Annotated in this window: 23 protein-coding genes; 8 read left to right on the forward strand and 15 right to left on the reverse strand. The window is 72.1% G+C overall.

Annotated features, from left to right (window positions below; all coding sequences use genetic code 11):
- Window positions 1–9 precede the first annotated feature (9 nt).
- Window positions 10–984 (reverse strand): methylmalonyl Co-A mutase-associated GTPase MeaB, encoded by a 975-nt coding sequence (meaB, locus tag ACSMHG_RS04190; protein ID WP_435742149.1) that lies wholly within the window; start codon window positions 982–984, stop codon window positions 10–12.
- On the reverse strand, window positions 985–2175 hold the full coding sequence (locus tag ACSMHG_RS04195; protein ID WP_435742150.1) for an acetyl-CoA C-acetyltransferase: 1191 nt from the start codon (window positions 2173–2175) through the stop codon (window positions 985–987).
- A gap of 153 nt (window positions 2176–2328) precedes the next feature.
- Here ACSMHG_RS04195 and mce point away from each other — a divergent pair, with 153 nt between their 5' ends.
- From mce to ACSMHG_RS04215, 4 genes are all read left to right on the forward strand, one after another.
- Complete coding sequence (gene mce, locus ACSMHG_RS04200) at window positions 2329–2802, forward strand: methylmalonyl-CoA epimerase (protein WP_435742151.1); 474 nt, start codon at window positions 2329–2331, stop codon at window positions 2800–2802.
- A gap of 118 nt (window positions 2803–2920) precedes the next feature.
- Window positions 2921–4261: a crotonyl-CoA carboxylase/reductase gene (gene ccrA, locus ACSMHG_RS04205; RefSeq protein ID WP_435742152.1), complete on the forward strand. Its 1341-nt coding sequence runs from the start codon at window positions 2921–2923 to the stop codon at window positions 4259–4261.
- Between the two features lie 136 nt (window positions 4262–4397).
- On the forward strand, window positions 4398–5609 hold the full coding sequence (locus ACSMHG_RS04210) for a coiled-coil domain-containing protein (RefSeq protein WP_435742153.1): 1212 nt from the start codon (window positions 4398–4400) through the stop codon (window positions 5607–5609).
- On the forward strand, window positions 5606–6859 hold the full coding sequence (locus ACSMHG_RS04215) for an AI-2E family transporter (protein WP_435742154.1): 1254 nt from the start codon (window positions 5606–5608) through the stop codon (window positions 6857–6859). Before ACSMHG_RS04210 ends, ACSMHG_RS04215 begins: the two co-directional genes overlap by 4 nt.
- A 39-nt stretch (window positions 6860–6898) precedes the next feature.
- Here the strand turns inward: ACSMHG_RS04215 and ACSMHG_RS04220 are convergent, their stop codons facing one another.
- On the reverse strand, window positions 6899–7876 hold the full coding sequence (locus ACSMHG_RS04220; protein ID WP_435742155.1) for an EamA family transporter: 978 nt from the start codon (window positions 7874–7876) through the stop codon (window positions 6899–6901).
- A gap of 39 nt (window positions 7877–7915) precedes the next feature.
- On the opposite strand from ACSMHG_RS04220, the gene ACSMHG_RS04225 reads away from it, so the two are divergent.
- A complete protein-coding gene (locus tag ACSMHG_RS04225; RefSeq protein WP_435742157.1) occupies window positions 7916–8473 on the forward strand; it encodes a CGNR zinc finger domain-containing protein in 558 nt (185 codons plus the stop codon).
- Window positions 8474–8491: 18 nt separating this feature from the next.
- On the opposite strand, the gene ACSMHG_RS04230 is transcribed toward ACSMHG_RS04225, so the two are convergent.
- The 3 genes from ACSMHG_RS04230 to ACSMHG_RS04240 form a co-directional block, all read right to left on the reverse strand.
- Window positions 8492–9268 carry an endo alpha-1,4 polygalactosaminidase gene (locus ACSMHG_RS04230; RefSeq protein ID WP_435742158.1) on the reverse strand — a complete coding sequence of 259 codons (777 nt, stop codon included), beginning with the start codon at window positions 9266–9268 and terminating at the stop codon, window positions 8492–8494.
- Between the two features lie 2 nt (window positions 9269–9270).
- Window positions 9271–10029, reverse strand: coding sequence for a hypothetical protein (locus ACSMHG_RS04235; RefSeq protein ID WP_435742159.1), 759 nt, complete (start codon window positions 10027–10029; stop codon window positions 9271–9273).
- A gap of 84 nt (window positions 10030–10113) precedes the next feature.
- Window positions 10114–11286, reverse strand: a complete 1173-nt coding sequence (locus ACSMHG_RS04240; RefSeq protein WP_435742160.1) for a 3-hydroxyacyl-CoA dehydrogenase NAD-binding domain-containing protein — start codon at window positions 11284–11286, stop codon at window positions 10114–10116.
- Window positions 11287–11403: 117 nt separating this feature from the next.
- On the opposite strand from ACSMHG_RS04240, the gene nucS reads away from it, so the two are divergent.
- Window positions 11404–12093 carry an endonuclease NucS gene (gene nucS, locus ACSMHG_RS04245; protein WP_435742162.1) on the forward strand — a complete coding sequence of 230 codons (690 nt, stop codon included), beginning with the start codon at window positions 11404–11406 and terminating at the stop codon, window positions 12091–12093.
- Window positions 12094–12103: 10 nt separating this feature from the next.
- Here nucS and ACSMHG_RS04250 read toward each other — a convergent pair whose 3' ends face one another.
- Genes ACSMHG_RS04250 through ACSMHG_RS04265 form a run of 4 tightly spaced genes read right to left on the reverse strand, consistent with a single transcriptional unit; the run spans window position 12104 to window position 15239 of the window.
- On the reverse strand, window positions 12104–13570 hold the full coding sequence (locus tag ACSMHG_RS04250) for a PAS domain-containing sensor histidine kinase (RefSeq protein WP_435742163.1): 1467 nt from the start codon (window positions 13568–13570) through the stop codon (window positions 12104–12106).
- A gap of 31 nt (window positions 13571–13601) precedes the next feature.
- Window positions 13602–14501, reverse strand: a complete 900-nt coding sequence (locus ACSMHG_RS04255) for an FAD-dependent oxidoreductase (protein WP_435742164.1) — start codon at window positions 14499–14501, stop codon at window positions 13602–13604.
- 17 nt (window positions 14502–14518) lie between these two features.
- Window positions 14519–15043 (reverse strand): ferritin, encoded by a 525-nt coding sequence (locus ACSMHG_RS04260; protein WP_435742165.1) that lies wholly within the window; start codon window positions 15041–15043, stop codon window positions 14519–14521.
- Between the two features lies 1 nt (window position 15044).
- Window positions 15045–15239, reverse strand: coding sequence for a hypothetical protein (locus ACSMHG_RS04265; RefSeq protein WP_435742166.1), 195 nt, complete (start codon window positions 15237–15239; stop codon window positions 15045–15047).
- Window positions 15240–15320: 81 nt separating this feature from the next.
- On the opposite strand from ACSMHG_RS04265, the gene ACSMHG_RS04270 reads away from it, so the two are divergent.
- Entirely contained in the window at window positions 15321–16136 is an 816-nt protein-coding gene (locus ACSMHG_RS04270) for a DUF72 domain-containing protein (protein WP_435742167.1), read from the forward strand.
- Between the two features lie 6 nt (window positions 16137–16142).
- On the opposite strand, the gene ACSMHG_RS04275 is transcribed toward ACSMHG_RS04270, so the two are convergent.
- Together ACSMHG_RS04275 and ACSMHG_RS04280 are read right to left on the reverse strand one after the other, a co-directional pair.
- The gene (locus tag ACSMHG_RS04275; RefSeq protein ID WP_435742168.1) at window positions 16143–18245 is read right to left on the reverse strand and encodes a protein meaA; all 2103 of its coding nucleotides are present in this window, start codon (window positions 18243–18245) and stop codon (window positions 16143–16145) included.
- Window positions 18246–18334: 89 nt separating this feature from the next.
- A complete protein-coding gene (locus tag ACSMHG_RS04280; protein ID WP_435742262.1) occupies window positions 18335–18634 on the reverse strand; it encodes an STAS domain-containing protein in 300 nt (99 codons plus the stop codon).
- A gap of 212 nt (window positions 18635–18846) precedes the next feature.
- Here ACSMHG_RS04280 and ACSMHG_RS04285 point away from each other — a divergent pair, with 212 nt between their 5' ends.
- Entirely contained in the window at window positions 18847–19422 is a 576-nt protein-coding gene (locus tag ACSMHG_RS04285) for a cob(I)yrinic acid a,c-diamide adenosyltransferase (RefSeq protein WP_435742169.1), read from the forward strand.
- Between the two features lie 14 nt (window positions 19423–19436).
- Here ACSMHG_RS04285 and ACSMHG_RS04290 read toward each other — a convergent pair whose 3' ends face one another.
- From ACSMHG_RS04290 to atpD, 3 genes are all read right to left on the reverse strand, one after another.
- Window positions 19437–19880 (reverse strand): DUF2550 domain-containing protein, encoded by a 444-nt coding sequence (locus tag ACSMHG_RS04290; protein WP_435742171.1) that lies wholly within the window; start codon window positions 19878–19880, stop codon window positions 19437–19439.
- Window positions 19881–19954: 74 nt separating this feature from the next.
- Complete coding sequence (locus ACSMHG_RS04295; protein ID WP_435742172.1) at window positions 19955–20347, reverse strand: F0F1 ATP synthase subunit epsilon; 393 nt, start codon at window positions 20345–20347, stop codon at window positions 19955–19957.
- Window positions 20348–20357: 10 nt separating this feature from the next.
- Complete coding sequence (gene atpD / locus ACSMHG_RS04300) at window positions 20358–21812, reverse strand: F0F1 ATP synthase subunit beta (RefSeq protein ID WP_435742173.1); 1455 nt, start codon at window positions 21810–21812, stop codon at window positions 20358–20360.
- Window positions 21813–21822 lie beyond the last annotated feature (10 nt).

The raw sequence follows: 21822 nt of genomic DNA on the forward strand, positions 1-21822 counted from the left end.
GCCCCGCCGCTACCGGCCGCCGCTCTCCGAGGAGTCGATGAGCCGGTCGGCGGCGGACCAGGGATCGGTCTCCCCCGCTGCAACGGCGTCCGCGAGCCGGTCCAGCTCCGAGTGGCCGCCGACGTCGCCCCACCGGGCACGCAGCGCCGCCAGCGCGATCGCCTCGACCTCGGCCCGCGCCCGCCGGGCACGGCGGTGCCCCAGCTCGCCGGTCGACCGGAGCCAGTCGCGGTGCCGGTCCACCTCCACGACCAGCTCGGCCAGGCCCTGGCCGGCCTGGGCGACGGTCTTCACGATCGGGGGCTCCCAGCCGTCGGCCGGCCGGTCGGCCAGCGCGATCATCGACCGGAGGTCCCGGCGGACCTGGTCGGCGCCGTCGCGGTCGGCCTTGTTGACGACGTAGACGTCGCCGACCTCGAGGATCCCGGCCTTGGCGGCCTGGATCCCGTCACCCATGCCGGGCGCCAGGAGCACGAGGGTGGTGTCGGCCAGCCCGGCGACCTCCACCTCGCTCTGGCCCACCCCGACCGTCTCGACCACCACGACGTCGCAGCCGGCGGCGTCGAGCACGCGGACCGCCTGCGGCGTCGACCAGGCGAGCCCGCCGAGGTGGCCGCGCGAGGCCATCGAGCGGATGAAGACCCCCGAGTCACCGGCGTGGTCCTGCATCCGGATCCGGTCACCCAGCAGCGCGCCGCCCGAGAAGGGGGAGGACGGGTCCACGGCGAGCACGCCGACCCGTTTGCCGGCCTGGCGCAGCTCCCGGACGAGGGCGCTGGTCGTGGTCGACTTGCCCACCCCGGGCGCACCGGTGATGCCCAGCACCTGCGCCCGACCGGTGTGTGGCGCGAGGGCCGCCGTCACCTCCCGCAGCAGGGGCGAGGCGTCCTCGACGAGGCTGATCAGGCGGGCGACGGCCCGGGCCTCACCGGCGCGTGCGCGCTCGACGAGGCCCGGGACGTCGGCCCTGCCGCGAGGGGACACTCAGGCCTGGGGCACGCGCACGATGAGGGCGTCGCCCTGGCCACCGCCGCCGCACAGCGCGGCGGCACCGGTGCCGCCACCGCGGCGCTTGAGCTCCAGCGCGAGGTGGAGCACCACGCGGGCACCAGACATGCCGACCGGGTGACCGAGGGCGATCGCGCCGCCGTTCACGTTGACCTTGGCGTCGTCGAGGCCGAGCTCGCGCGCGGAGGAGATCCCGACCGCGGCGAAGGCCTCGTTGAACTCGACCAGGTCGAGGTCGGTCGGGCTGATGCCCTCCTTCTCGCAGGCCTTGGCGGTCGCCGCGGCCGGCTGCAGCTGGAGGGTGGAGTCGGGGCCCGCGACCTGGCCGTGGGCGCCGATCTCCGCGAGCCACTCCAGGCCGAGCTCCTCGGCCTTGGCCTTGCTCATCACCACGACCGCGGCCGCTCCGTCGGAGATCTGGGAGGAGGAGCCGGCGGTGATGGTGCCCTCCTTGGAGAACGCCGCCCGGAGCTTGCCGAGCGACTCCGCGGTGGTCTCGCCGCGCACGCCCTCGTCGGTGGAGACGACGACCGGGTCGCCCTTGCGCTGCGGGATCTCGACCGGGACGACCTCCTCGTCGAAGACGCCGTTCTTCCAGGCGGTCGCCGCCTTCTGGTGCGACTGCGCCGCGAACTCGTCCTGCTCCTCGCGGGTGAGGTTCTGGGACGCGGCGTTGCACTCCTCGGTCAGCAGGCCCATCGCCTGGGAGGTGAACTGGTCGAAGAGCGCGTCGTAGGCCATGGAGTCGACGAGCTTCACGTCACCGAACTTGATGCCCTCACGGGACTTGGGCAGGAAGTGCGGGGCGTTGGTCATCGACTCCATGCCACCGGCGACGACGATCTCGCACTCGCCGGCGCGGATCAGCTGGTCAGCCATGGCGATCGCGTTGAGACCGGAGAGGCAGACCTTGTTGATGGTGATCGACGGGACGCCCATGGGGACGCCGCCACCGACCGCGGCGAGCCGGGCAGGGTTCTGGCCGGCGCCGGCCTGGATGACCTGGCCCATGATCACGTAGTCGACCTGGTCGCCCGAGACACCCGCCTTGGCGAGCGCGCCCTTGATGGCGTGGCCACCGAGGTCGGAGGCCGACAGGCTCTTGAGGCCGCCGGACAGGCGGCCGATCGGGGTGCGCGCCCCGGCGACGATGACGGTTCCGGACATGGTGCTCCTCCAGCGGTGGACGACTCGGGGCGGGCCCGTTTCGGCGGACACTACCCACGAGTACGGACCGCCGGTAGACCGAGCAGCGGGGGCCCTTTGAGGCGCTCGTCACAACCGGTCGCGGCGCCGGGAGCGGTCCGCGACCATGACCGCATGACCGAGACCACCACCTCCGAGAGCGGGCCGCTCGGGGTTCCCGCGCACCTGTTCACCGCCATCGACCACGTCGGCATCGCCGTCCGCGACCTCGACGAGGCGATCGCCTTCTACGAGTCGACGTTCGGGATGCGCCTGGCCCACCAGGAGACCAACGAGGAGCAGGGCGTCCGCGAGGCGATGATGGCCGTGGGCGACTCCGGCTCCCACATCCAGCTCCTCGCGCCCCTGGACGACAGCTCGACGATCGCGAAGTTCCTGGAGCGCTCCGGGCCCGGGGTGCAGCAGATGGCCTACCGGGTGACCGACGTGGAGGCCGTGAGCGCCGTCCTGCGGGAGCGCGGCGTCCGCCTGCTGTACGACGCACCTCGCCGGGGCACGTCGGACTCGCGGATCAACTTCATCCACCCCAAGGACGCCGGGGGCGTGCTGGTGGAGCTCGTGCAGCCCGCCGCCGACGCCCCCCACTGACGCGGGCGCCGACCGGCTGCTGAGACCTCGCTCACCAACCCCTAGGCCGGAAGGTTACCGGCCGGTATCTTCGCCGCACCCGTCCCGCTCCCCCGCTTTCCCTGAGGAGACCGCACCCGTGCAGAACATCCTGGACGCCATCCAGTCCGACGACGCCACCGGCGAGGACTTCGCGAACCTGAAGCTTCCCGAGTCCTACCGCGCCGTGACGGTGCACAAGGACGAGGTCGACATGTTCGAGGGCGTGCCCTCGAAGGAGAAGGACCCGCGCAAGTCGCTGCACGTGGACGACGTGGCGCTGCCCGAGCTCGGCCCCGGCGAGGCCTTCATCGCCGTCATGGCCTCGGCGATCAACTACAACACCGTGTGGACGTCGATCTTCGAGCCGGTCTCGACCTTCGGCTTCCTGGAGCGCTACGGCCGGATCTCGCCGCTCACCAAGCGCCACGACCTGCCGTACCACATCGTCGGCTCCGACCTGTCCGGCGTCGTGCTCGCGACCGGGCCGGGCGTGACCAGGTGGAAGGCCGGCGACCGCGTCGTCGCGCACTGCCTCTCGGTGGAGCTCGAGGACCCGGACGGCCACGACGACACGATGCTCGACCCCCAGCAGCGGATCTGGGGCTTCGAGACCAACTTCGGCGGCCTCGCCGAGGTGGCGATGGTCAAGGCCAACCAGCTGATGCCCAAGCCTGAGCACCTCACCTGGGAGGAGGCCGCCTCCCCCGGCCTGGTCAACTGCACGGCGTACCGCCAGCTGGTCTCCAAGAACGGCGGCAACATGAAGCAGGGCGACAACGTCCTCATCTGGGGCGCCTCCGGCGGCCTCGGGGGCTTCGCGACGCAGTACGCCCTCAACGGCGGCGCCACGCCCGTGTGCGTGGTCTCCAGCGAGGACAAGGCGGAGATCTGCCGCTCCATGGGCGCCGAGCTGGTCATCAACCGCTCGGAGGAGGGCTACAAGTTCTGGAACGAGGACGGCACGAAGCAGGATCCGCGCGAGTGGAAGCGGTTCGGCTCCAAGATCCGCGAGCTCACCGGTGGCGAGGACATCGACATCGTCTTCGAGCACCCCGGCCGCGAGACGTTCGGCGCCTCGGTCTACGTCACCCGCAAGGGCGGCACCATCACCACCTGCGCCTCCACCAGCGGCTACATGCACGAGTACGACAACCGCTACCTGTGGATGAACCTCAAGAGGATCATCTCCAGCCACTTCGCCAACTACCGCGAGTCGTGGGAGGCCAACCGCCTCGTCGCCAAGGGCAAGATCCACCCGACCCTGTCCCGCACCTACCGCCTGGAGGACACCGGCCAGGCCGCGCTCGACGTGCACCACAACAAGCACCAGGGCAAGGTCGGCGTGCTCTGCCTCGCGCCGGAGGAGGGCCTCGGCGTCCGCGACCACGAGCTGCGCGCCCAGCACGAGACGGAGATCAACCGCTTCCGCGGCGTCTGAGCGAGGATTTCGGAGCCGCTCCACGACTCCTTCCCACCCCGGTCCCGGCGCGCCCGGACCGGGGTGGGATTTTTCCTGGGCGGCTCGTGGAAGATGGGACCGGCCGTCCGTCCCCGATCCGGAAGAATGATCCGACATGAGCGAGCAGGGTCTGTCCATCTTCGACGACGAGCCGAACGGCGAGCGGAACGACGCCTCGAGGTCCGGGGGTGCCGACCCCGAGGCCACCCAGGTCCTCCCCGTCACTCCCGCCGCCGAGCGGACGCAGCAGGTGCCCGCCCCGGAGCGACAGCGACCCGCGGCACCGCCGGCCCGGTCGGCCGGTGGCGCTGCTCCGGTGCTGCCGCCGCCTGCGGTCCCGGACTTCCCCGTGGTCCGACGTGGGGGCTACGACCGGGACGCCGTCGACCAGCGGTTCCGGGCGCTCGCGGGCGAGCACGCGGACCTCTCCCGCCGGGTGGCGGAAGCCGAACGGCGCACCGCCGACCTCGAGCAGCAGCTCTCCGCCGCCCGCGAGGAGCTGCGCGAGTACGAGCAGCCGTCGTACGCCGGGCTGGGCGGGCGCGCCTCGGCGATGCTCCGCCTCGCGGAGGAGGAGGCCGACGAGATCCGGGCGACCGCCAACCGGGACGCCGCGGAGATCCGCCAGCAGGCCGGCCGGGACGCCAAGGCGATCCGCGCGGACGCCCAGCGCGAGGCCGAGGACATGCGCATGGTGCAGCTCAAGGAGCTCGACGAGATGCGTGCCCGCTCGATCGCCGACGCCGAGCAGGAGCGGACCCTCGCGCGCAACGAGGCCGAGGACCTGCTCGCCTCCGCCCGCCGGGAGGCGGACCAGCTGCGCCTGGCCGCGCAGCAGGAGACCACCGAGATGCGCACCTCCGCCACGCGTGAGGTCGAGCAGGCACGGGCCGCGGCCGACCGGGAGGTCCAGGAGGCGCGGCGCGCACTCGCGGTGGAGAAGGAGCGGCTGGCCCGCGAGGCCACCGACCACCACAACAGCGCGACCGCCGAGACCCGACGTCTGGTCGAGGAGGCCGAGGCCCGCGCCGAGGCCGCCGAGGCCCGCGCGCGGGAGGCGACCCAGCAGGCCAACGAGCACCGCGCCACGGCCCAGAGCGAGACCGAGGCCCTGCTCGCCCGGGTCCGGCGCGAGGCGGAGCAGATCGTCGCCTCGGCCCGCACCCAGGCGGAGTCGATCACCGCCAGCGGTCAGGCCGAGGCCGAGCGCGAGGCCGCCGCGGTCCGGGCGGAGCTCGACCGGCTGACCAAGCGTCGGGATGCGATCGTCGCCCAGCTGGCGTCGCTGCGCGACGTCGTCGCCGGGTTTGGCGAGGACCAGAGTTGACCGCGAGCCGCCGGGACGGGGCGGCCGACGAAGCGGCGCTCACCCTCCACCCCGACGGCGCCGACGATCCCGAGACCACTGACGACGCTGACGGCGCTGGCGACGCCGGGGACTCCGACGGCTCCGGCCGACCGGGCAACCCCGCCGGCGGGACTCCTCCGGAGGGCCCGCGAGCGGACCGCTCGCCGGGCGGCGCCTACCTCGGCGAGCTCGGCGCCCCGCTGCGCCGCTCCCCCTTCGTGGTCGGCTTCTTCGGCGGCCTCGGGCTCTTCGTGGCGTGGTGGCTCGGCGAGCTCGTCACCTCGATCGGACCCACGCTGGTCCTCGTCGTGGTGTCGATGTTCCTCGCTGCCGGGCTGAACCCGGCGGTCGAGTTCTTCGAGCGCCGGGCCGGGCTGCCGCGCTCGTGGGCGGTCCTCGTCGTGATCGTCGCCGCCCTCGGCGCGCTCGCGCTCTTCGTCGTGGCGATCGTCCCGGTCATCAGCGACCAGGTCGCCTCCCTCACCCGCAACGCCCCTGGCTGGCTGGACAGCCTCCAGGAGAACGAGCGGATCCAGGAGCTCGACGAGAAGTACGGCGTCATCGACAAGGTCCGCGACTACGTGGCGGAGGGCGACTTCGCCACCGGCATCTTCGGCGGTGTCCTCGGCGTCGGTCTCGCCGTGCTCTCCGCGGTGGCCAACACCTTCATCGTGGTGGTCCTGACCCTCTACTTCCTCTCCTCGCTCCAGACCACCAAGAACGCGCTCTACCGCCTCGCTCCCCACTCGCGCCGCGACCGGGTCAGCCTCCTCGGCGACCGGATCATCCAGGGCGTCGGCGGCTACGTCTCGGGGGCCTTCGTCGTCGCCCTGGCGGCCGGCCTGTCGTCGCTGGTCTTCCTCTTCGTCGTGGGTCTCGGGGAGTACGCCGTGGCGCTGGCCTTCGTCGTCGCCCTGCTCGACGTCATCCCCATGATCGGCGCCACCATCGGCGCGGTGGTCGTGACAGCGATCGGCTTCGCCACCGACCCGAGCATCGGCATCGCGTGCGCGGTCTTCTACCTCGTCTACCAACAGGTCGAGAACTACCTGATCTACCCGCGGGTGATGTCGAGGTCGGTGGACGTGCCGGGAGCGGTGATCGTCATCGCCGCGCTCGTGGGCGCCGCCCTGCTCGGGGTCATCGGCGCGCTCCTGGCCATCCCCACGGCCGCGGCGATCCTCATGCTGACCCGCGAGGTCGTCGTCCGGCGGCAGGACGCCCGCTGACCCCGGGCGGCGCTGCCCGGTCGGCGCACGACAGCGAGGTCAGGCGGGGGTCGGCTCCGGGCGCGCCGTGCGCTGCTCGCCCAGCTTGACCGCCACGACCCCGGCCAGCACCAGCAGCCCGCCCACGAGCTGGACCAGCCGCGGGAGCTCGTCGAGCAGCACCCAGGCGAAGAGGACGCCGGCCACCACCTCGAGCAGCGCCACGAACGACGCGAGCCGGGAGCCCAGGCGACGGCCCGCGGCGATGCCGGTGCAGTAGGCCACCGCGGCGGTCACCAGGCCCAGCGCGACCAGCGGCACCCACCAGGTGACCTCCCGGTCCGCGTAGGCCACGGCCTGCGTGGAGGCCCGCATGGGCATGACACCGACGAGGCCGAGCACGCCGAGCGCGACCGCTCCCACGGTGAGCCCCCCGGCGGCCAGCGTGAGCGGCGGCAGCCCGGTCGACTCGTCGGCCGAGATGAGGAAGTACGCCGCCGCCCCCACCATCGCCGCGAGGGCCCACGCCACCCCGACCGGGCTGAGGTCCGCACCGGAGAGCAGGTCGAGCACGAGCACCAGGCCGAACGCGGCGAGGGCCGCCCCGGCGAGGGTCAGTGGCCCCGGCCGCTGGCCGTGCCGCAGCCAGAGCCACACGACGACCGCGGCGGGCGCGGTGTACTCGATGAGGATGGCCGGCCCGACCTGCATGTGCTGGACGGCGGAGAAGTAGCAGAACTGGGCGCCGGCGACCGCCAGCAGCCCGTAGAGCACGACCAGGCCCGCGTTGCGCCGCAGCACGTCCCAGCGGCCACCGAGCGCCCACAGACCGAGCGGCAGCACCACCGCCGCCGCCAGCCCGACGCGGACCAGCACGGCGGCGCCGGCCGACCAGCCCGCGTCGAGCAGCCCGCTGGCGAGTGCGCCCGAGAGTCCGAACGTGGTCGCGGAGAGCAGCGCGAACGCCAGCCCGGCGGCGACGCGGGAGTGCTCGCCGGCTGCGGCGACGCCCGAGGCGTCATCAGTCACTGCGCTCATGACTCATGACACTACGGACGAGGCTGGTAATGTGTCAACGTGGTTTTCGCTCATGACACCGAGCAGTCGCTGCTGGCCGCGGTGACGCTGGTCAACACCGCTGAGCCACCCGAGGGGCTGGACACCGTCGCGGACCTCGACGCGTTCTACGCCCGGTTCGAGTACTCCGGGCGGCGGGAGCGGACCGGCGCCGAGCTCGAGGAGGTCCGCGCCCTCCGGCCACACCTGCGCCGCCTGCTCATGGCCGACCGCGACCACGCCGCGGAGCTGGTCAACGCCGTCCTCGCGGAGGCCCGCGCGGTGCCGCGGCTGGTGCGCCACGACCGCTTCGACTGGCACCTCCACGCCGTGGCGCACGAGGCCCCACTGGCCACCCGGATCAACGTCGAGACCGCGATGGCCATGGTCGACGTCATCCGCGCCGACGAGCACTCACGGCTCGGCGTCTGCGCCGACACGGAGTGCGACGGGCTGGTCCTCGACCTCTCGCGGAACCGGTCCCGGCGCTTCTGCTCCACGGCGTGCGGCAACCGCCACGCGGTCGCGGCCTACCGGGCCCGCCAGTCAGCCGGGGCACCCGGGGCAGCCCGGCAGTGACCCGTCACGGGCGGGCGGTCAGCAGAACCGGCGTACCCCGTCCGGGGTGACGTCGAGGTCGCGGAGCACCACCGGCAGCTCCGCCCCCCACTGCCGGCAGGCCCGGCGGAAGTCCCGGCGGCGGTACTCCACCGCCACGACCCGGTTGCCGTACGCCGCGACGTACTCGCCGCACTCGCGGTAGCGGGCGCACTCCTCGGCCACCGCGAAGTCGAAGCCGAGCCGGGTCCCGTCGAGCCCGGCCAGGTTCTTCTGCCCGGCGGCGAGCCCCGCCTCGTGCGCCTCGGCCACCACCAGGCGCGCGTAGGCCAGTGCGTGCCGGCGCCGCAGCAAGCCCTGGCTGCGGGTGAAGGAGTCGAGGTTGTCGTACTCCACCGCCTCGAAGCCGTCCGCGGCGCAGCGGTCGACCCACCGGCCGACGATGCGCGCCAGCGCCGTGCGCTTGGCAGCGGTACGCAGGTCGAGCAGCCACTCGCCCCACGCCTCGTCGCGCACCGGCGTCCCGTCGTGGCGCAGCACGAGATGCATCCGGCTGCGCCAGAACCGGCCCTCGTCGGGCTGGGTCTGGAAGGCGTTGACGTAGCAGACGTCGTAGCGGCCGGCCGGCTCCGCCCGGCGGTCCCGCACGACGATGCCCACGCCGGGAGGCACGGCGCGCTCGCCCCCGAGCTGGTAGTCCGCGTCGGTGCCGACCGGGAGCGGCTGGATTACGGGTCCGCCTCCGCCCCGGGCGGCGTCGGCCGGTACGGACAGCGAGGTGAGGAGCAGCGCCACCACGGCGAGGAGGAGGCGCATGCTCAGAAGTCGAAGCCGTCGAACATGTCGCCCAGGCCCTCACCGATCGAGCCGAGGCCCTCACCGAGGCCCTCGCCGAGCTCGCCGATCGCGTCGAATCCCCCGAAGGCGCCGAACATCATGCCCATGAACATGAAGTCCATCATCGCGAAACCGCCGTAGTAGCCGGCGGCGTAGGGCTGGTAGGCGCGACCTCCCTGCCAGTACGGCACGCGGCGCGAGCCCACCATCACCTGGCGGATGTCGGGCTCCGCGCCGAGGCGCACCCGCTCTGCGTCGAGCGCGCACGCCGGCACGTCGCGCCGCGCCCCTCCCGCCGGCGTCCACGGGACGTCCGCGACCGAGAGCCCGTGCCGCGGGTCGAAGAAGCACGGCGGCCGACGGGTCGGCAGCGGCTCCCCGGCCACGCGCGCCCGCACGCAGACGATCGCGTAGCGGCCGTCGTCGAGGATGGAGGTGACGTTCTTGACCTCGTCGGCGTGGGCCACGCGGTCACCCGCCTCCTTGGCCGCCTCGTAGGCGTCGAGGGCCCGCTGGTAGTCGGCGTTGGCCCCCGGGTCGAGCGGCTGGCCGGCCAGGTCCGCGTCCAGGTCCTGGAGCTCGACGCCCAGCGCGGTGATGTCCTCGAAGACGAGCTTGCGGACCGGCGCCAGCTCGGCCTCGCGCCGCTCGAGCTCACGCCGCTGCTTGCTGCGGCTGGAGGCGCCGAAGGCCACCAGCAGCACGGCCAGCAGGGCCAGGATCACCAGCAGCTCCACCATGGCTCCAGCCTACGGCCGCACCTGAAGCAGCCGGCCGGCGACCGGCCGGCGGCGGGCCGGCGTCCCTGGGCGCTCGGCGGCGCCTCAGCGGCTGTAGTCGTGGAACCCCTGACCGGTCTTGCGGCCCATGCGTCCCTCCGCCACCAGCCGCTCGAGCATCGCGGCCGGAGCGAACCCCTCGTGGCCGAACTCCTCGTGGAGCTCCTTCTCGATCGCCAGCGAGACGTCGTTGCCCACGACGTCGAGCAGCTGGAAGGGGCCCATCGGGAAGCCGGCCTGCTCCTTGATCGCGGTGTCGATCTCCTCGAGCGAGGCGGCGCCCGACTCGTGCAGCTTCACCGCGTCGTTGAGGTAGGGGAAGAGCAGGCAGTTGACGATGAACCCGGCCCGGTCGCCGCAGGAGACCGCGACCTTGCCGACCTTGGCGCACAGCGCGCGCACCGTCTCGTCGACGTCGGAGGCCGTCTGCTCGGTGGTGACCACCTCGACCAGCTTCATCACCGGCGCCGGGTTGAAGAAGTGCATGCCGATGACCGACTCCGGCCGGGACGTCGCGGCGGCGCACGCGGCGATGGGCAGGCTCGAGGTGGTGGTCGCCAGGATGGCGCCGGGCTTGCAGATCCGGTCCAGGTCGCCGAAGAGCTCCTTCTTGACCTCGAGGTCCTCGGCGATCGCCTCGACGACAAGGTCGGCGGTGGCGAGCGACTCCCGCGACGTCGTGCCGGTCAGGCGGACCAGGACGGCTTCCTTGCCGGCCTCGTCGAGCTTGCCCTTGCTGACCAGCCGGTCCAGCGACGTCGCGATCGCGGCCTGGACGCCGGCCACCTTCTCCTCCGAGCGGCCCACGTAGACCACGTCGTAGCCCTTGGCGGCGAAGACCTGCGCGATGCCGGAGGCCATGGTGCCGGTGCCGACGACGCCGACCGTCGTCACCTCGCGACGCAGCCGGGGCTCCCCGGTGGCGGAGGTGTCCGCTGCCTCCGCGAGCGTCGAGCCCTCCGCGGCGAGCTTCTCGAGCAGGTCCGCCGGCTGGTGCAGCGGGTCGCCGGTCTCGGCGTACCGCTCGGCCAGCTGGTCCCGGACGACCGCCGGCCCCATCTCGTCCACCGTCGCCAGCGGACCCTGGGGGTAGCCGCAGCCGAAGCGCATGCCGGCATCGATGTCGGCGCGCGAGGCGTAGCCGGACTCGAACATCCGGACGGCGTGGTTGAGGTACGGGAGGACCAGCGTCCGGGCGATCTGCTCGTGCGTCGTCATGGCGCGACTATGACACGAGTCCTACCGGCTGGTAACCCCTCGGTCGCCGGATGGACGAGGCGCGCGTCACACCGCCGTGCCCGGCTGGTCCGCGACCGGCAGGTAGTGTGCCCGCCCGTGAGACTCGTCGTAGCCCGGTGCCAGGTCGACTACGCCGGCCGGCTCACCGCGCACCTGCCGATGGCGACCCGGGTGCTGATGATCAAGGCCGACGGCTCGGTGCTCGTCCACTCCGACGGCGGCTCCTACAAGCCGCTCAACTGGATGTCGCCGCCGTGCACCCTCCGGGAGGGCACCGCCGAGGACGGCCGGGCGGAGTGGACCGTGACCAGCCGCAGCAGCGCGAAGGGCCCGGAGGACACCCTGAGGATCCTCATCGACGAGGTCCTCCACGAGTCGGTCCACGACCTCGGTGTGGACCCGGGCCTGCAGAAGGACGGCGTCGAGAAGCACCTGCAGGAACTCCTCGCCGAGCACCCGGCGACCCTGCACCCGGGGCTGACGCTCGTGCGACGCGAGTACCCGACCGCCATCGGCCCGGTGGACCTCATGTGCCGCGACGCCGACGGTGCCAGCGTGGCGGTGGAGATCAAGCGGCGCGGCGAGATCGACGGTGTCGAGCAGCTGACCCGCTACCTCGAGCTGCTCAACCGTGACCCCCTCCTCGCACCGGTGCGGGGCATCTTCGCGGCGCAGGAGATCAAGCCGCAGGCCAGGGTCCTGGCCACCGACCGTGGGATCTCGTGCGCGGTCGTCGACTACGACGCCCTGCGGGGCCTGGACGACCCGAGCCACCGACTCTTCTGAGCCGCGTGCCTCAGGCCGGACGCAGGTCGGGCCGGGCCGCGAGCCGCACCGTCACGGTCGTCCCCCGGCCGGGCTCCGACTCGATCTCGATGTCACCTTGGTGCGCCTCGACGACCGCCTTCGCGATGGGCAGGCCGAGGCCCGCCCCCGGGACCTGGTCGCGGACCGCGGAGGGCGCGCGGTAGAGCCGCTCGAAGACGTGGGCCAGCTCGTGCCCGTCCATGCCGGCGCCCGTGTCGGCGACGCGCAGCTCGACCGTCTGCTCCCCGGTGTCGCGCAGCTCGACGCGGACCTTGCCCCCGGGCGGGGTGAACTTCACGGCGTTGGTCAGCAGGTTGCTCACCACCTGCCCGAGCCGCTGGGCGTCGCCCAGCACGCAGACCGTTCCCTCGCCCACCTCGAGCGTGACCTGCACCCCGCGTCCGCGCGCCGCCAGCCGGGAGTCCTCGATCGACGCCCGCGCCACCGCGGCGAGGTCGACCGGCTCCTGCTCGAGCTCGATGCCGCGCTCGTGCACCTGGGCCAGGGTCAGCAGGTCGTTGACCAGCCGCAGCTCGCGGCGCGCGTTGCGGTCGATGATCTCGAGCATCCGTCGGGCCTGCTTCCCCAGCTCGCCCTCACCGAGGTCCCCCAGGAGCTCGGTGTAGCCCACGATCGAGGTCAGCGGCGTGCGCAGCTCGTGGGAGACGGTCGCCATGAACTCCTCGCGGATGCGGTCCGCGGTCGCCTGGATCCGGCGCCGTTCGGTGATGTCGCGCACCGCGGCCGAGACCAGGAGGCCCTCGTCGGTGTCCAGGGGAGACAAGGAGATCTCGACCGGGAACTCGGTGCCGTCCTTGCGGACGGCGTACAGCTCCGCACCCTGGCCCATGCCGCGCACCAGCGGCGTGCGGACGAACCCGGCCCGTCGCTGGTGGTGCGCGCCGCGGAACCGCTCGGGCACGAGCACCTCGACCGAGCAGCCGGTGAGCTCGTGCCGGCCGTAGCCGAAGACCCGGTTCACCTGGCGGTTGGTGAAGACGATCGTGCCCTCGGCGTCCACGATGACCGTGGCGTCGGGGGCGGCATCGATGAGGTCGCGGAACCGCCGCTCCTGCCGCTTGCGGTCGGTGATGTCGCGGACCGTCGCGCACACGTACCGCTCGCCCCGCACGTCGATCTGCGCCAGCGAGATCTCCGCCGGGAACTCCGAGCCGTCGGCGCGCACGGCGGAGAGCTGGAGCAGGCCCATCGGCCGCTGGTTGGAGGCCTGCGCGAAGCCGTCGCGCCGTGCCGGGTGACCGGCGCGCGCGGCGGCGGGCACCAGCACCTCGATCGGCTGGCCCACCAGCGCCGCGGGGAGGTGGCCGAAGACAGCCAGGCACTGCGAGTTCGCTGCGACGACGCTGCCGGCGGCGTTCGTCACGATGATCGCGTCCGGTGAGGCTTCGAAGACCCCCTCGAACAAGCGGCCGTCGACGACGGCACCGGCTTCCATGTCGGCGATTCTAGGTGTCTGCGAGGGCCCCTCACCCGAGAATCGTGACAACCTCCTCCGCGCAGCCCCAGCTCAACGTCACACCGGCGCCGCCGTGCCCGTAGCAGTGGACGACCCGTCCCTGGCGCTCGAGGCGCACCGACGGCCGCGCCGGTCGCAGGCCCACCTTGGTCCGCAGCACCCGCGCGCCCGCGAGACCGGGCACCAGCCGCTCGGCGCGCCGCAGGATGTCGCGGGTGGACTCCTCCGAGGGTGTCCGGCTCCACTCGCCTTCCTCGTCGGTGCCCCCGACGACGATGTCGCGGGAGCGTGGGACGACGTAGGTGGGACCGGAGCCGTCGAGCCACCAGTGGTCCAGCCCGGTGTGCTCGAGGAGCACCACCTGTCCGCGCACCGGGGTCACGGAGAGATCGGCGGCGAGCAGGCGCGCGCCGATGCCGGCACAGTCGACCACGGCGTCGCCGCCGTCGGGCAGGGCGCGCAGGTTCAGCCGGGTGAGGGTGCCGCCCAGCTCCTCGACCCGGCGCACCAGCCAGGCGAGGTACGTCGGCATCTCGACCACGGGCACCGTGAGGCGCCACCCGGTGCGCCAGCCGGCGGGCACCTCGTCGGTCTGCTCGAGGTGCGGCACGGCCGCCCGCCACCAGGGCTCGCCCGCCCCGTCGCGCACCTCGGTGCCGGACATCATGCGCACGCCCGTGCCGTCGACCTCGGCGAGGCCGGCCAGGACGCCGTAGGACGTGCGCGCCCACGCGGCCACCCGGTCCTGCGGCAGCGCGCGGTAGGGGTACCAGATCGCCGCGGCGACGGCCGAGACCGTCTCGAGCGGGAGGTCGCGGGCGACCACGTCGACCCGGTGGCCGGCCTCCAGCAGGCGTACGGCGCAGGTCAGCCCGCTGACGCCCGCGCCGACGACGATCACCCGTGCCATGGGCAGAGTCTGCCGGGTCAGGCCCCCGCGATGCGAGGCGCGGTCGCGTCGGCCTCGCCGCCACCCTGCTCGCGGGCGACGTAGTCCTCGATGTCGTCGATGTCGTCGGCGTTGCGGGTGACGACGGCCAGCAGGTCGCTCATCGTCGCGACCTCCTCGACCTGCTCCTTGATGAACCACTGCATGAACTGCTCGGAGGCGAAGTCGTGCTCCTCCCGCGCGGTCCGCAGCAACGCGTTGATCTGCTCGGTGACCCGCTTCTCCTGGTCCAGCGCGAGGGCGACCGGGGCGACGACACCGTCGAAGGTCGGCACCGGGGCGTCCACGCCCGGGATGACGACGTCGGCGTCGGTGTCGAGGAGGTACTGGACCATCATCATCGCGTGGTCACGCTCCTCGAGCGCCTGGCCGTAGAAGAACGCTGCCATCCGCGGCATCGTCAGGGCGTCGTAGTGCACCGCGATGGCGAGGTACTGGTTGTGGGCGGCGAGCTCGTTCCCGATCTGGGCGTTGAGCTGCTCGACGAAGCGCGCGGCGACCATCTCAGGCCGCCTTCTCGAGGCGCTTCTTCGTGACCTTCTTGCCGTCCACGCGGACCAGCTTGCGCTTCTTCACGGTGTACCCCTCGGGCAAGGTCCCCTCCTTCAACATCCGGAGGGGGCAGCGTCCGCACTTGGTCTTCGAGACGCAGCACTCCCGCTTCGGCAGCTTGCGCGTCTTCTCCTTGGCCTTGCCCACGGACCCGACTGTAGCACTGGGTTAGGTGAGCCTCACCTGTTCCGCGGTGTGGTCCCAGCCGCACCGGGGCACCTCCTCCCCATGGGGCAGATCCGCATCGGCATCTCGGGCTGGACCTACGCCGGCTGGCGCGGCGACTTCTACCCCGCCGGACTCGTGCAGCGCCGGGAGCTGGCCTACGCGGCCGAGCGGTTGTCGTCCATCGAGATCAACGGCTCCTTCTACTCCCTCCAGCGACCGACGTCGTACGCCGCGTGGCGGGCCCAGACCCCCGACGACTTCGTCTTCGCCGTCAAGGGCGGACGGTTCATCACGCACCTGAAGAGGCTCCGCGACGTCGACACCGCGTTGGCGAACTTCTTCGCCTCGGGGGTGCTGGCCCTCGGCCCGAAGCTCGGGCCGTTCCTGTGGCAGCTGCCCGAGCGGCTGGCCTTCGACCGCGGTGTCGTGGACGCGTTCTTCTCGCGCCTGCCGCGCACCACGCTGGAGGCGGCCGAGCTGGCGCGGCACCACGACGCGAAGCTGCCCGAGGACCGGGCGCTGACCGTCGCCGAGGCCGACCTGCCGCTCCGCCATGCCCTGGAGTTCCGCAGCCAGACGTGGTGCACCGACGAGGCGTTCGACCTGATGCGCGCCCACGGCGTCTCGTGCGTCGTGGCCGACACCGCGCGCCGCTTCCCCATGCCCGAGCAGGTCACCGCCGACTTCGTCTACGTGCGGCTGCACGGGGACGCCGAGCTCTACGTGAGCGGCTACTCCCCCGAGGCCCTCGACCGTTGGGCCGAGAAGTGCCGGCGCTGGGCCGAGCACGGGGACGTCTACGTCTACTTCGACAACGACGCGAAGGGCTTCGCGCCGCACGACGCCGTCGGCCTGATCGAGCGGCTGCGCAGCTGACCGGCCCTAGTCCTCGTCGAGGCCGTTCGCCCGTCGGATGACGTCGACGATCCCGCCCATGATCTCGGTGAGCCCGAAGTCCTTCGGCGTGTAGACCGCGGCCACCCCCATCTCGACCAGCCGGCGGCCGTCGGAGTCGGGGATGATCCCGCCGACGATGAGCGGCACGTCGTCGAGCCCGGCCTCGCGGAGCCCGTCGAGCACGGCCGGGACCAGCTCCATGTGGGAGCCGGAGAGGATCGAGAGGCCGACGCAGTGGACGTCCTCGGCCACGGCGGCGGAGACGATCTGCTCCGGCGTGAGGCGGATGCCCTGGTAGATCACCTCGAAGCCGGCGTCGCGGGCACGCACGGCCACCTGCTCGGCGCCGTTGCTGTGCCCGTCCAGCCCGGGCTTGCCGACCAGCAGCCGCAGCCGCGAGCCCAGCTCCTCGCCCGTCGCCCGGACGCGCTCGCGGACCGCGGTCAGCTCCGCGCCGGCCTCCCCGCCGTGGGAGACCGCTCCGACGGCCCCCGAGACGCCGGTGGGGGCGCGGAACTCCCCGAAGACCTCGCGCAGCGTCGCGGCCCACTCCCCCGTCGTCGCACCCGCGCGGGCGGCCGCGAGCGTGGGCAGCATGAGGTTGGTGTCGGTCTTCGCCGCCTCGGCGAGCTCGGCCAGCGCCCGAGCCACCCCCTCCTCGTCGCGCTGGGCCTTCCACTCCTCCACCGAGGTGATGGCCTGGCGCTCCGCCTCGGGGTCCGCGGTCTGGATCGCGGCGTCGAGGTCGGCCGTGAGCGGCGAGGGCTCGGTCGTCTCGAACTTGTTGACGCCGACGACGATCTCCTCCCCGGACTCGATCCGGGCCCGGCGAGCGGCGTGGGCCGAGACCAGCTCCTGCTTCATGTAGCCCGACTCCACGGCGGCGATGGCGCCCCCCATCGCCTGCACCCGGTCGATCTCGGCCTTCGCACCGGCGACGAGCTCGGCCACCTTCGCCTCGACGACGACCGAGCCGGTGAACAGGTCCTCGTGCTCCAGGAGGTCGGACTCGAAGGCGAGCACCTGCTGCAGCCGCAGCGACCACTGCTGGTCCCACGGCCGCGGGAGGCCGAGCGCCTCGTTCCAGGCCGGCAGCTGGATCGCACGGGCCCGGGCGTCCTTGGACAGCGTCACGCCGAGCATCTCCAGCACGATCCGCTGGACGTTGTTCTCCGGCTGCGCCTCGGTCAGGCCCAGCGAGTTCACCTGGACCCCGTAGCGGAACCGCCGCATCTTCGGGTCGGTCACGCCGTACCGCTCACGGGTGATCTCGTCCCACAGCTCGACGAAGGCGCGCATCTTGCACATCTCCTCGACGAAGCGCACCCCCGCGTTGACGAAGAACGAGATCCGGCCGACGACCTTCCCGAAGTCCTCCTCCGAGACCTGGCCCGAGGCCTTGACCTGGTCGAGCACGGCGATCGCGGTGCACAGCGCGTACGCCAGCTCCTGCGTCGGCGTCGCGCCGGCCTCCTGCAGGTGGTAGCTGCAGATGTTGATCGGGTTCCACTTCGGGATGTGGTGGACGGTGTAGGCGATCATGTCGCTGATCAGGCGCAGGGAGTGCTCGGGCGGGAACACGTAGGTCCCCCGCGAGAGGTACTCCTTGATGATGTCGTTCTGGGTCGTGCCCGCGAGCTGTCCGGCGACCTCCTCCGGCGTCGCCCGCCCCTCCGGGACGCCGGCCTGCTCCTCGGCGACCACCTGGTACATCGCCAACAGCCACATCGCCGTGGCGTTGATCGTCATCGAGGTGTTCATCCCCGTCAGCGGGATGGAGTCGAACAGCTTGCGCATCTCGCCCAGGTGCGGGACCGGGACACCGACCTTGCCCACCTCGCCCCTCGCCATCGGCGAGTCCGGGTCGTACCCGGTCTGGGTGGGCAGGTCGAAGGCGACCGACAGCCCGGTCTGGCCCTTCGCCAGGTTCGAGCGGTACAGGGCGTTGGACGCCGCGGCGGTCGAGTGACCGGCGTAGGTGCGCATCACCCAGGGCCGGTCACGCTGAGGCCGGTCGAGCTGGGGCCGGTCGAGCTGGGTCCGGTCGGACTCCGTCCGCTCCGCCGAGGCGGGTGCCTTCTCCGTCATGGGGAGAGGGTAGGACGCCGGCTACCCATTGGTAACCGGTCGTCCGTGTGGGATGGCCGACACATCGCCGTCCGAGACATCCCGCATCCTCAGGCGGTGGCGGCCTCGCGCTCGAGCTCCACGAGGCCCCGCAACCGGGAGAGGTGGAGCATCCGTCGGACCGTGGGACCACAGCCACGCAGCGTGAGGTGGTGCCCGTCGCGGCTGGCACGGCGGGTGGCCACGGCCAGCACCCGCAGCGCGGTCAGGTCGACGGTGTCGACGTCGGTCAGGTCGAGGACGACGTCCTGGTCGTGGTCCTCGAGGTGGTCGTAGATCGCGCTCCGGACCTCCAAGGTGCTGCGCACGTCGAAGTCGCCGCTGAGCACCAGGACGGGGCCGTCGGTCACGATCTCCAACGTCCGCCTCCTGTCCTCCCGCACGATCACCGGAACCCGTGCCGGTGTGCTCTCCCTCATACCCATAGTGACGCGCGAGGATGCCCGGCGGTTGCGTTCGCGCCCAGAAATTTCCGCCGTGTCGGTGGTGCGATGGTCAACTACCGGCCCCGCGCCACGGCTGGGCCGTGGCCCGGGCCGCATGGGCCGGTAGCCTCCCGGCCATGGTGAACCTGACGCGGATCTACACCCGGACCGGTGACGCCGGGGAGACCAGGCTGGGCGACATGAGCACGACCACCAAGAACGACCTGCGGCTCCACGCCTACGCAGACGTGGACGAGGCCAACGCCCACGTCGGGCTCGCCGTGGTCCGGGGTGGGCTCGACGAGGACGTGGTCGCGGTGCTGACCCACGTCCAGAACGACCTCTTCGACGTGGGCGCCGACTTCTGCACCCCTGTGGTGCCGGATCCCGAGCACCCGCCGCTCCGGATCGAGCAGGACTACGTCGACCGCCTCGAGGCCTGGTGCGACGCCTACAACGAGGACCTGCCCGCCCTGCGCTCGTTCATCCTCAACGGCGGGTCCGAGGGCGCCGCCCACCTGCACGTCGCCCGCACGGTCGTCCGTCGCGCCGAGCGGTCGGCGTGGGCGGCCTTCGAGACGCACGGCGAGACGATGAACAAGCTGGCGATCACCTACCTCAACCGGCTCTCGGACCTGCTGTTCATCCTGGCGCGGCACGCCAACCGGCACCAGGGCGACGTGCTGTGGGTGCCCGGCGGCCAGCGCGGCTGAGGCCCCGGCTCGCGTCAGCCGCGGGTCCAGTCCGTCCCGGGCGGGCGCGCCTCCAGCCAGGCCTGGAAGCCGGTCAGGGAGGCGGGGCTCATCGCCAGCTCGACCTCGTCGGCGCGGGTGTGGCAGACGATGACCACGTGGCCCGGGTAGAGGGACATCTCCTCGGTGCCGTCGGGCTCACGGCGCCCGACGTAGTCGAGCATGTCGCGCTGCCACGTGCGCTTGGGACGCGGGGACAGGGAGAAGATCCGGAACCACTCCAGCGTCTCCCCGGAGTATCGACCGAGCCCGAGAAGCCAACCGCGCCCGACCCTGTCGGGTCGGACGCGGTGGCTGAGCTCGAAGGTCCCTCCGTGGCGGGAGAGGACCCGGCGGCGCACGATCAGGGCGACGCCGTAGAGCAGGACGAGCAGGAGCAGCAGGCCGGCGGCGTCGAGCAGCCACTGCCACACCGGCATCCTGTCCCCTCCCTCACGAGTGACGTCACCCTAGCGGGCAGTGCGGGCGGGACCGTCCTCGGGGCGGTGCCGGATCAGCGGCTCTTCTCGACCGCGCGGATCCGCGCCTCGGCCCGGCGGACGCGCTGCTCGCCCTCGTCGGTGGCACCGACCAGGCCGCGCGCCTCGTCCAGCTCGGCCCGCACCTGGTCGACGTCCACCTCCTGGGCGAGCACCGCACGCTCGGAGAGGATCGAGACCCGGTCGCCGGCCACCGAGAGGAACCCGCCGTCGACCGCGGCCACGACGACGTCCCCGTCCACCTCGGCGATCTCCACGACCGCGTCGGTCAGGACCGAGAGCATCGGCGCGTGACCACGCAGCACGCCGACGTCCCCCTCGGTGGTGCGGGCGATGACCATGGTGGCCTCGCCGGACCAGACCGTGCGGTCGGCCGCGACGAGCTCCACCGTCAGGTTCTCTGCCATTGCCAGGACCTCAGATGTTCTTCTGGATCTCGGCCCACTTGGCCTCGACGTCGTCGAGGCCACCGCACATGAAGAACGCCTGCTCGGCCACGTGGTCGTACTCACCGTCGGCGATCTTGTTGAACGCCTCGATGGTGTCGGCCACGGGAACGGTCGAGCCCTCGATGCCGGTGAACTGCTTGGCCACGTAGGTGTTCTGCGACAGGAACCGCTGGATCCGGCGGGCCCGGGAGACGATGATCTTGTCCTCCTCGGACAGCTCGTCGACACCGAGGATCGCGATGATGTCCTGCAGCTCCTTGTTGCGCTGGAGGATCTGCTTGATCCGGATCGCGCAGTCGTAGTGCGCCTGGCCGATGTACTGCGGGTCGAGGATCCGCGAGGTCGACGTCAGCGGGTCCACGGCCGGGTAGATGCCCAGCGAGGCGATCTCGCGGGACAGCTCGGTGGTCGCGTCGAGGTGGGCGAACGTGGTCGCCGGAGCCGGGTCGGTGTAGTCGTCCGCCGGCACGTAGATCGCCTGCATCGAGGTGATCGAGTGACCGCGGGTCGAGGTGATCCGCTCCTGCAGGGTGCCCATCTCGTCGGCCAGGTTCGGCTGGTAGCCCACCGCGGAGGGCATGCGCCCCAGCAGCGTGGACACCTCGGAGCCGGCCTGGGTGAACCGGAAGATGTTGTCGATGAAGAGCAGCACGTCCTGGCTCTGCACGTCGCGGAAGTACTCCGCCATCGTGAGGGCCGACAGGGCGACGCGCAGGCGGGTGCCCGGCGGCTCGTCCATCTGGCCGAAGACGAGGGCGGTCTGACCGAGGACGCCGGCCTCCTCCATCTCGACGATGAGGTCGTTGCCCTCGCGGGTGCGCTCACCGACACCGGCGAACACCGACACACCGCCGTGGTCCTTGGCGACCCGGGCGATCATCTCCTGGATCAGCACGGTCTTGCCGACGCCGGCGCCACCGAACAGGCCGATCTTGCCGCCCTGGACGTACGGCGTGAGCAGGTCGATGACCTTGATGCCGGTCTCGAACATCTGGGTCTTCGCCTCGAGCTGGTCGAAGGCAGGAGCCTTGCGGTGGATGCCCCACCGCTCCTCGACCTCGAAGCGCTCGCCCTCCTCGAGGTTGAGCACGTCGCCGGTCGCGTTGAACACCTTGCCGAGGGTCGCGTTGCCCACCGGCACCATAATCGGGTTCCCGGTGTCGCGCACCGTGGCACCACGGACCAGGCCGTCGGTCGGCTTCAGCGAGATCGCGCGGACCATGCCGTCACCGATGTGCTGGGCCACCTCGAGCGGCAGGGCGGCGGTCTCGCCGCCCAGGGTCACGTCGACCTCGAGCTTGTTGTAGATCTCCGGCATCGCGTCGACGGGGAACTCCACGTCGACGACCGGACCGATGACCCGGGCGATCCGGCCGACCGAGGCGGCGCCGGTGTCCTGGGTCTGTTCAAGAGTTGCAGTCATGTCTCTCACT

Origin of the sequence: Nocardioides ureilyticus (assembly GCF_051280745.1) — a bacterium.
Classification (GTDB): Bacteria; Actinomycetota; Actinomycetes; order Propionibacteriales; family Nocardioidaceae; genus Nocardioides.

Bases quoted from the DNA above. Each gene is read 5' to 3' on its own strand.
- ACSMHG_RS04195 (WP_435742150.1), bottom strand. From the start codon at position 2,175: ATGTCCGGAACCGTCATCGTCGCCGGGGCGCGCACCCCGATCGGCCGC.
- mce (WP_435742151.1), top strand. From the start codon at position 2,329: ATGACCGAGACCACCACCTCCGAGAGCGGGCCGCTCGGGGTTCCCGCG.
- ACSMHG_RS04210 (WP_435742153.1), top strand. From the start codon at position 4,398: ATGAGCGAGCAGGGTCTGTCCATCTTCGACGACGAGCCGAACGGCGAG.
- ACSMHG_RS04220 (WP_435742155.1), bottom strand. From the start codon at position 7,876: ATGAGCGCAGTGACTGATGACGCCTCGGGCGTCGCCGCAGCCGGCGAG.
- ACSMHG_RS04230 (WP_435742158.1), bottom strand. From the start codon at position 9,268: ATGCGCCTCCTCCTCGCCGTGGTGGCGCTGCTCCTCACCTCGCTGTCC.
- ACSMHG_RS04235 (WP_435742159.1), bottom strand. From the start codon at position 10,029: ATGGTGGAGCTGCTGGTGATCCTGGCCCTGCTGGCCGTGCTGCTGGTG.
- ACSMHG_RS04240 (WP_435742160.1), bottom strand. From the start codon at position 11,286: ATGACGACGCACGAGCAGATCGCCCGGACGCTGGTCCTCCCGTACCTC.
- ACSMHG_RS04250 (WP_435742163.1), bottom strand. From the start codon at position 13,570: ATGGAAGCCGGTGCCGTCGTCGACGGCCGCTTGTTCGAGGGGGTCTTC.
- ACSMHG_RS04255 (WP_435742164.1), bottom strand. From the start codon at position 14,501: ATGGCACGGGTGATCGTCGTCGGCGCGGGCGTCAGCGGGCTGACCTGC.
- ACSMHG_RS04260 (WP_435742165.1), bottom strand. From the start codon at position 15,043: ATGGTCGCCGCGCGCTTCGTCGAGCAGCTCAACGCCCAGATCGGGAAC.
- ACSMHG_RS04270 (WP_435742167.1), top strand. From the start codon at position 15,321: ATGGGGCAGATCCGCATCGGCATCTCGGGCTGGACCTACGCCGGCTGG.
- ACSMHG_RS04275 (WP_435742168.1), bottom strand. From the start codon at position 18,245: ATGACGGAGAAGGCACCCGCCTCGGCGGAGCGGACGGAGTCCGACCGG.
- ACSMHG_RS04285 (WP_435742169.1), top strand. From the start codon at position 18,847: ATGGTGAACCTGACGCGGATCTACACCCGGACCGGTGACGCCGGGGAG.
- ACSMHG_RS04290 (WP_435742171.1), bottom strand. From the start codon at position 19,880: ATGCCGGTGTGGCAGTGGCTGCTCGACGCCGCCGGCCTGCTGCTCCTG.
- ACSMHG_RS04295 (WP_435742172.1), bottom strand. From the start codon at position 20,347: ATGGCAGAGAACCTGACGGTGGAGCTCGTCGCGGCCGACCGCACGGTC.
- atpD (WP_435742173.1), bottom strand. From the start codon at position 21,812: ATGACTGCAACTCTTGAACAGACCCAGGACACCGGCGCCGCCTCGGTC.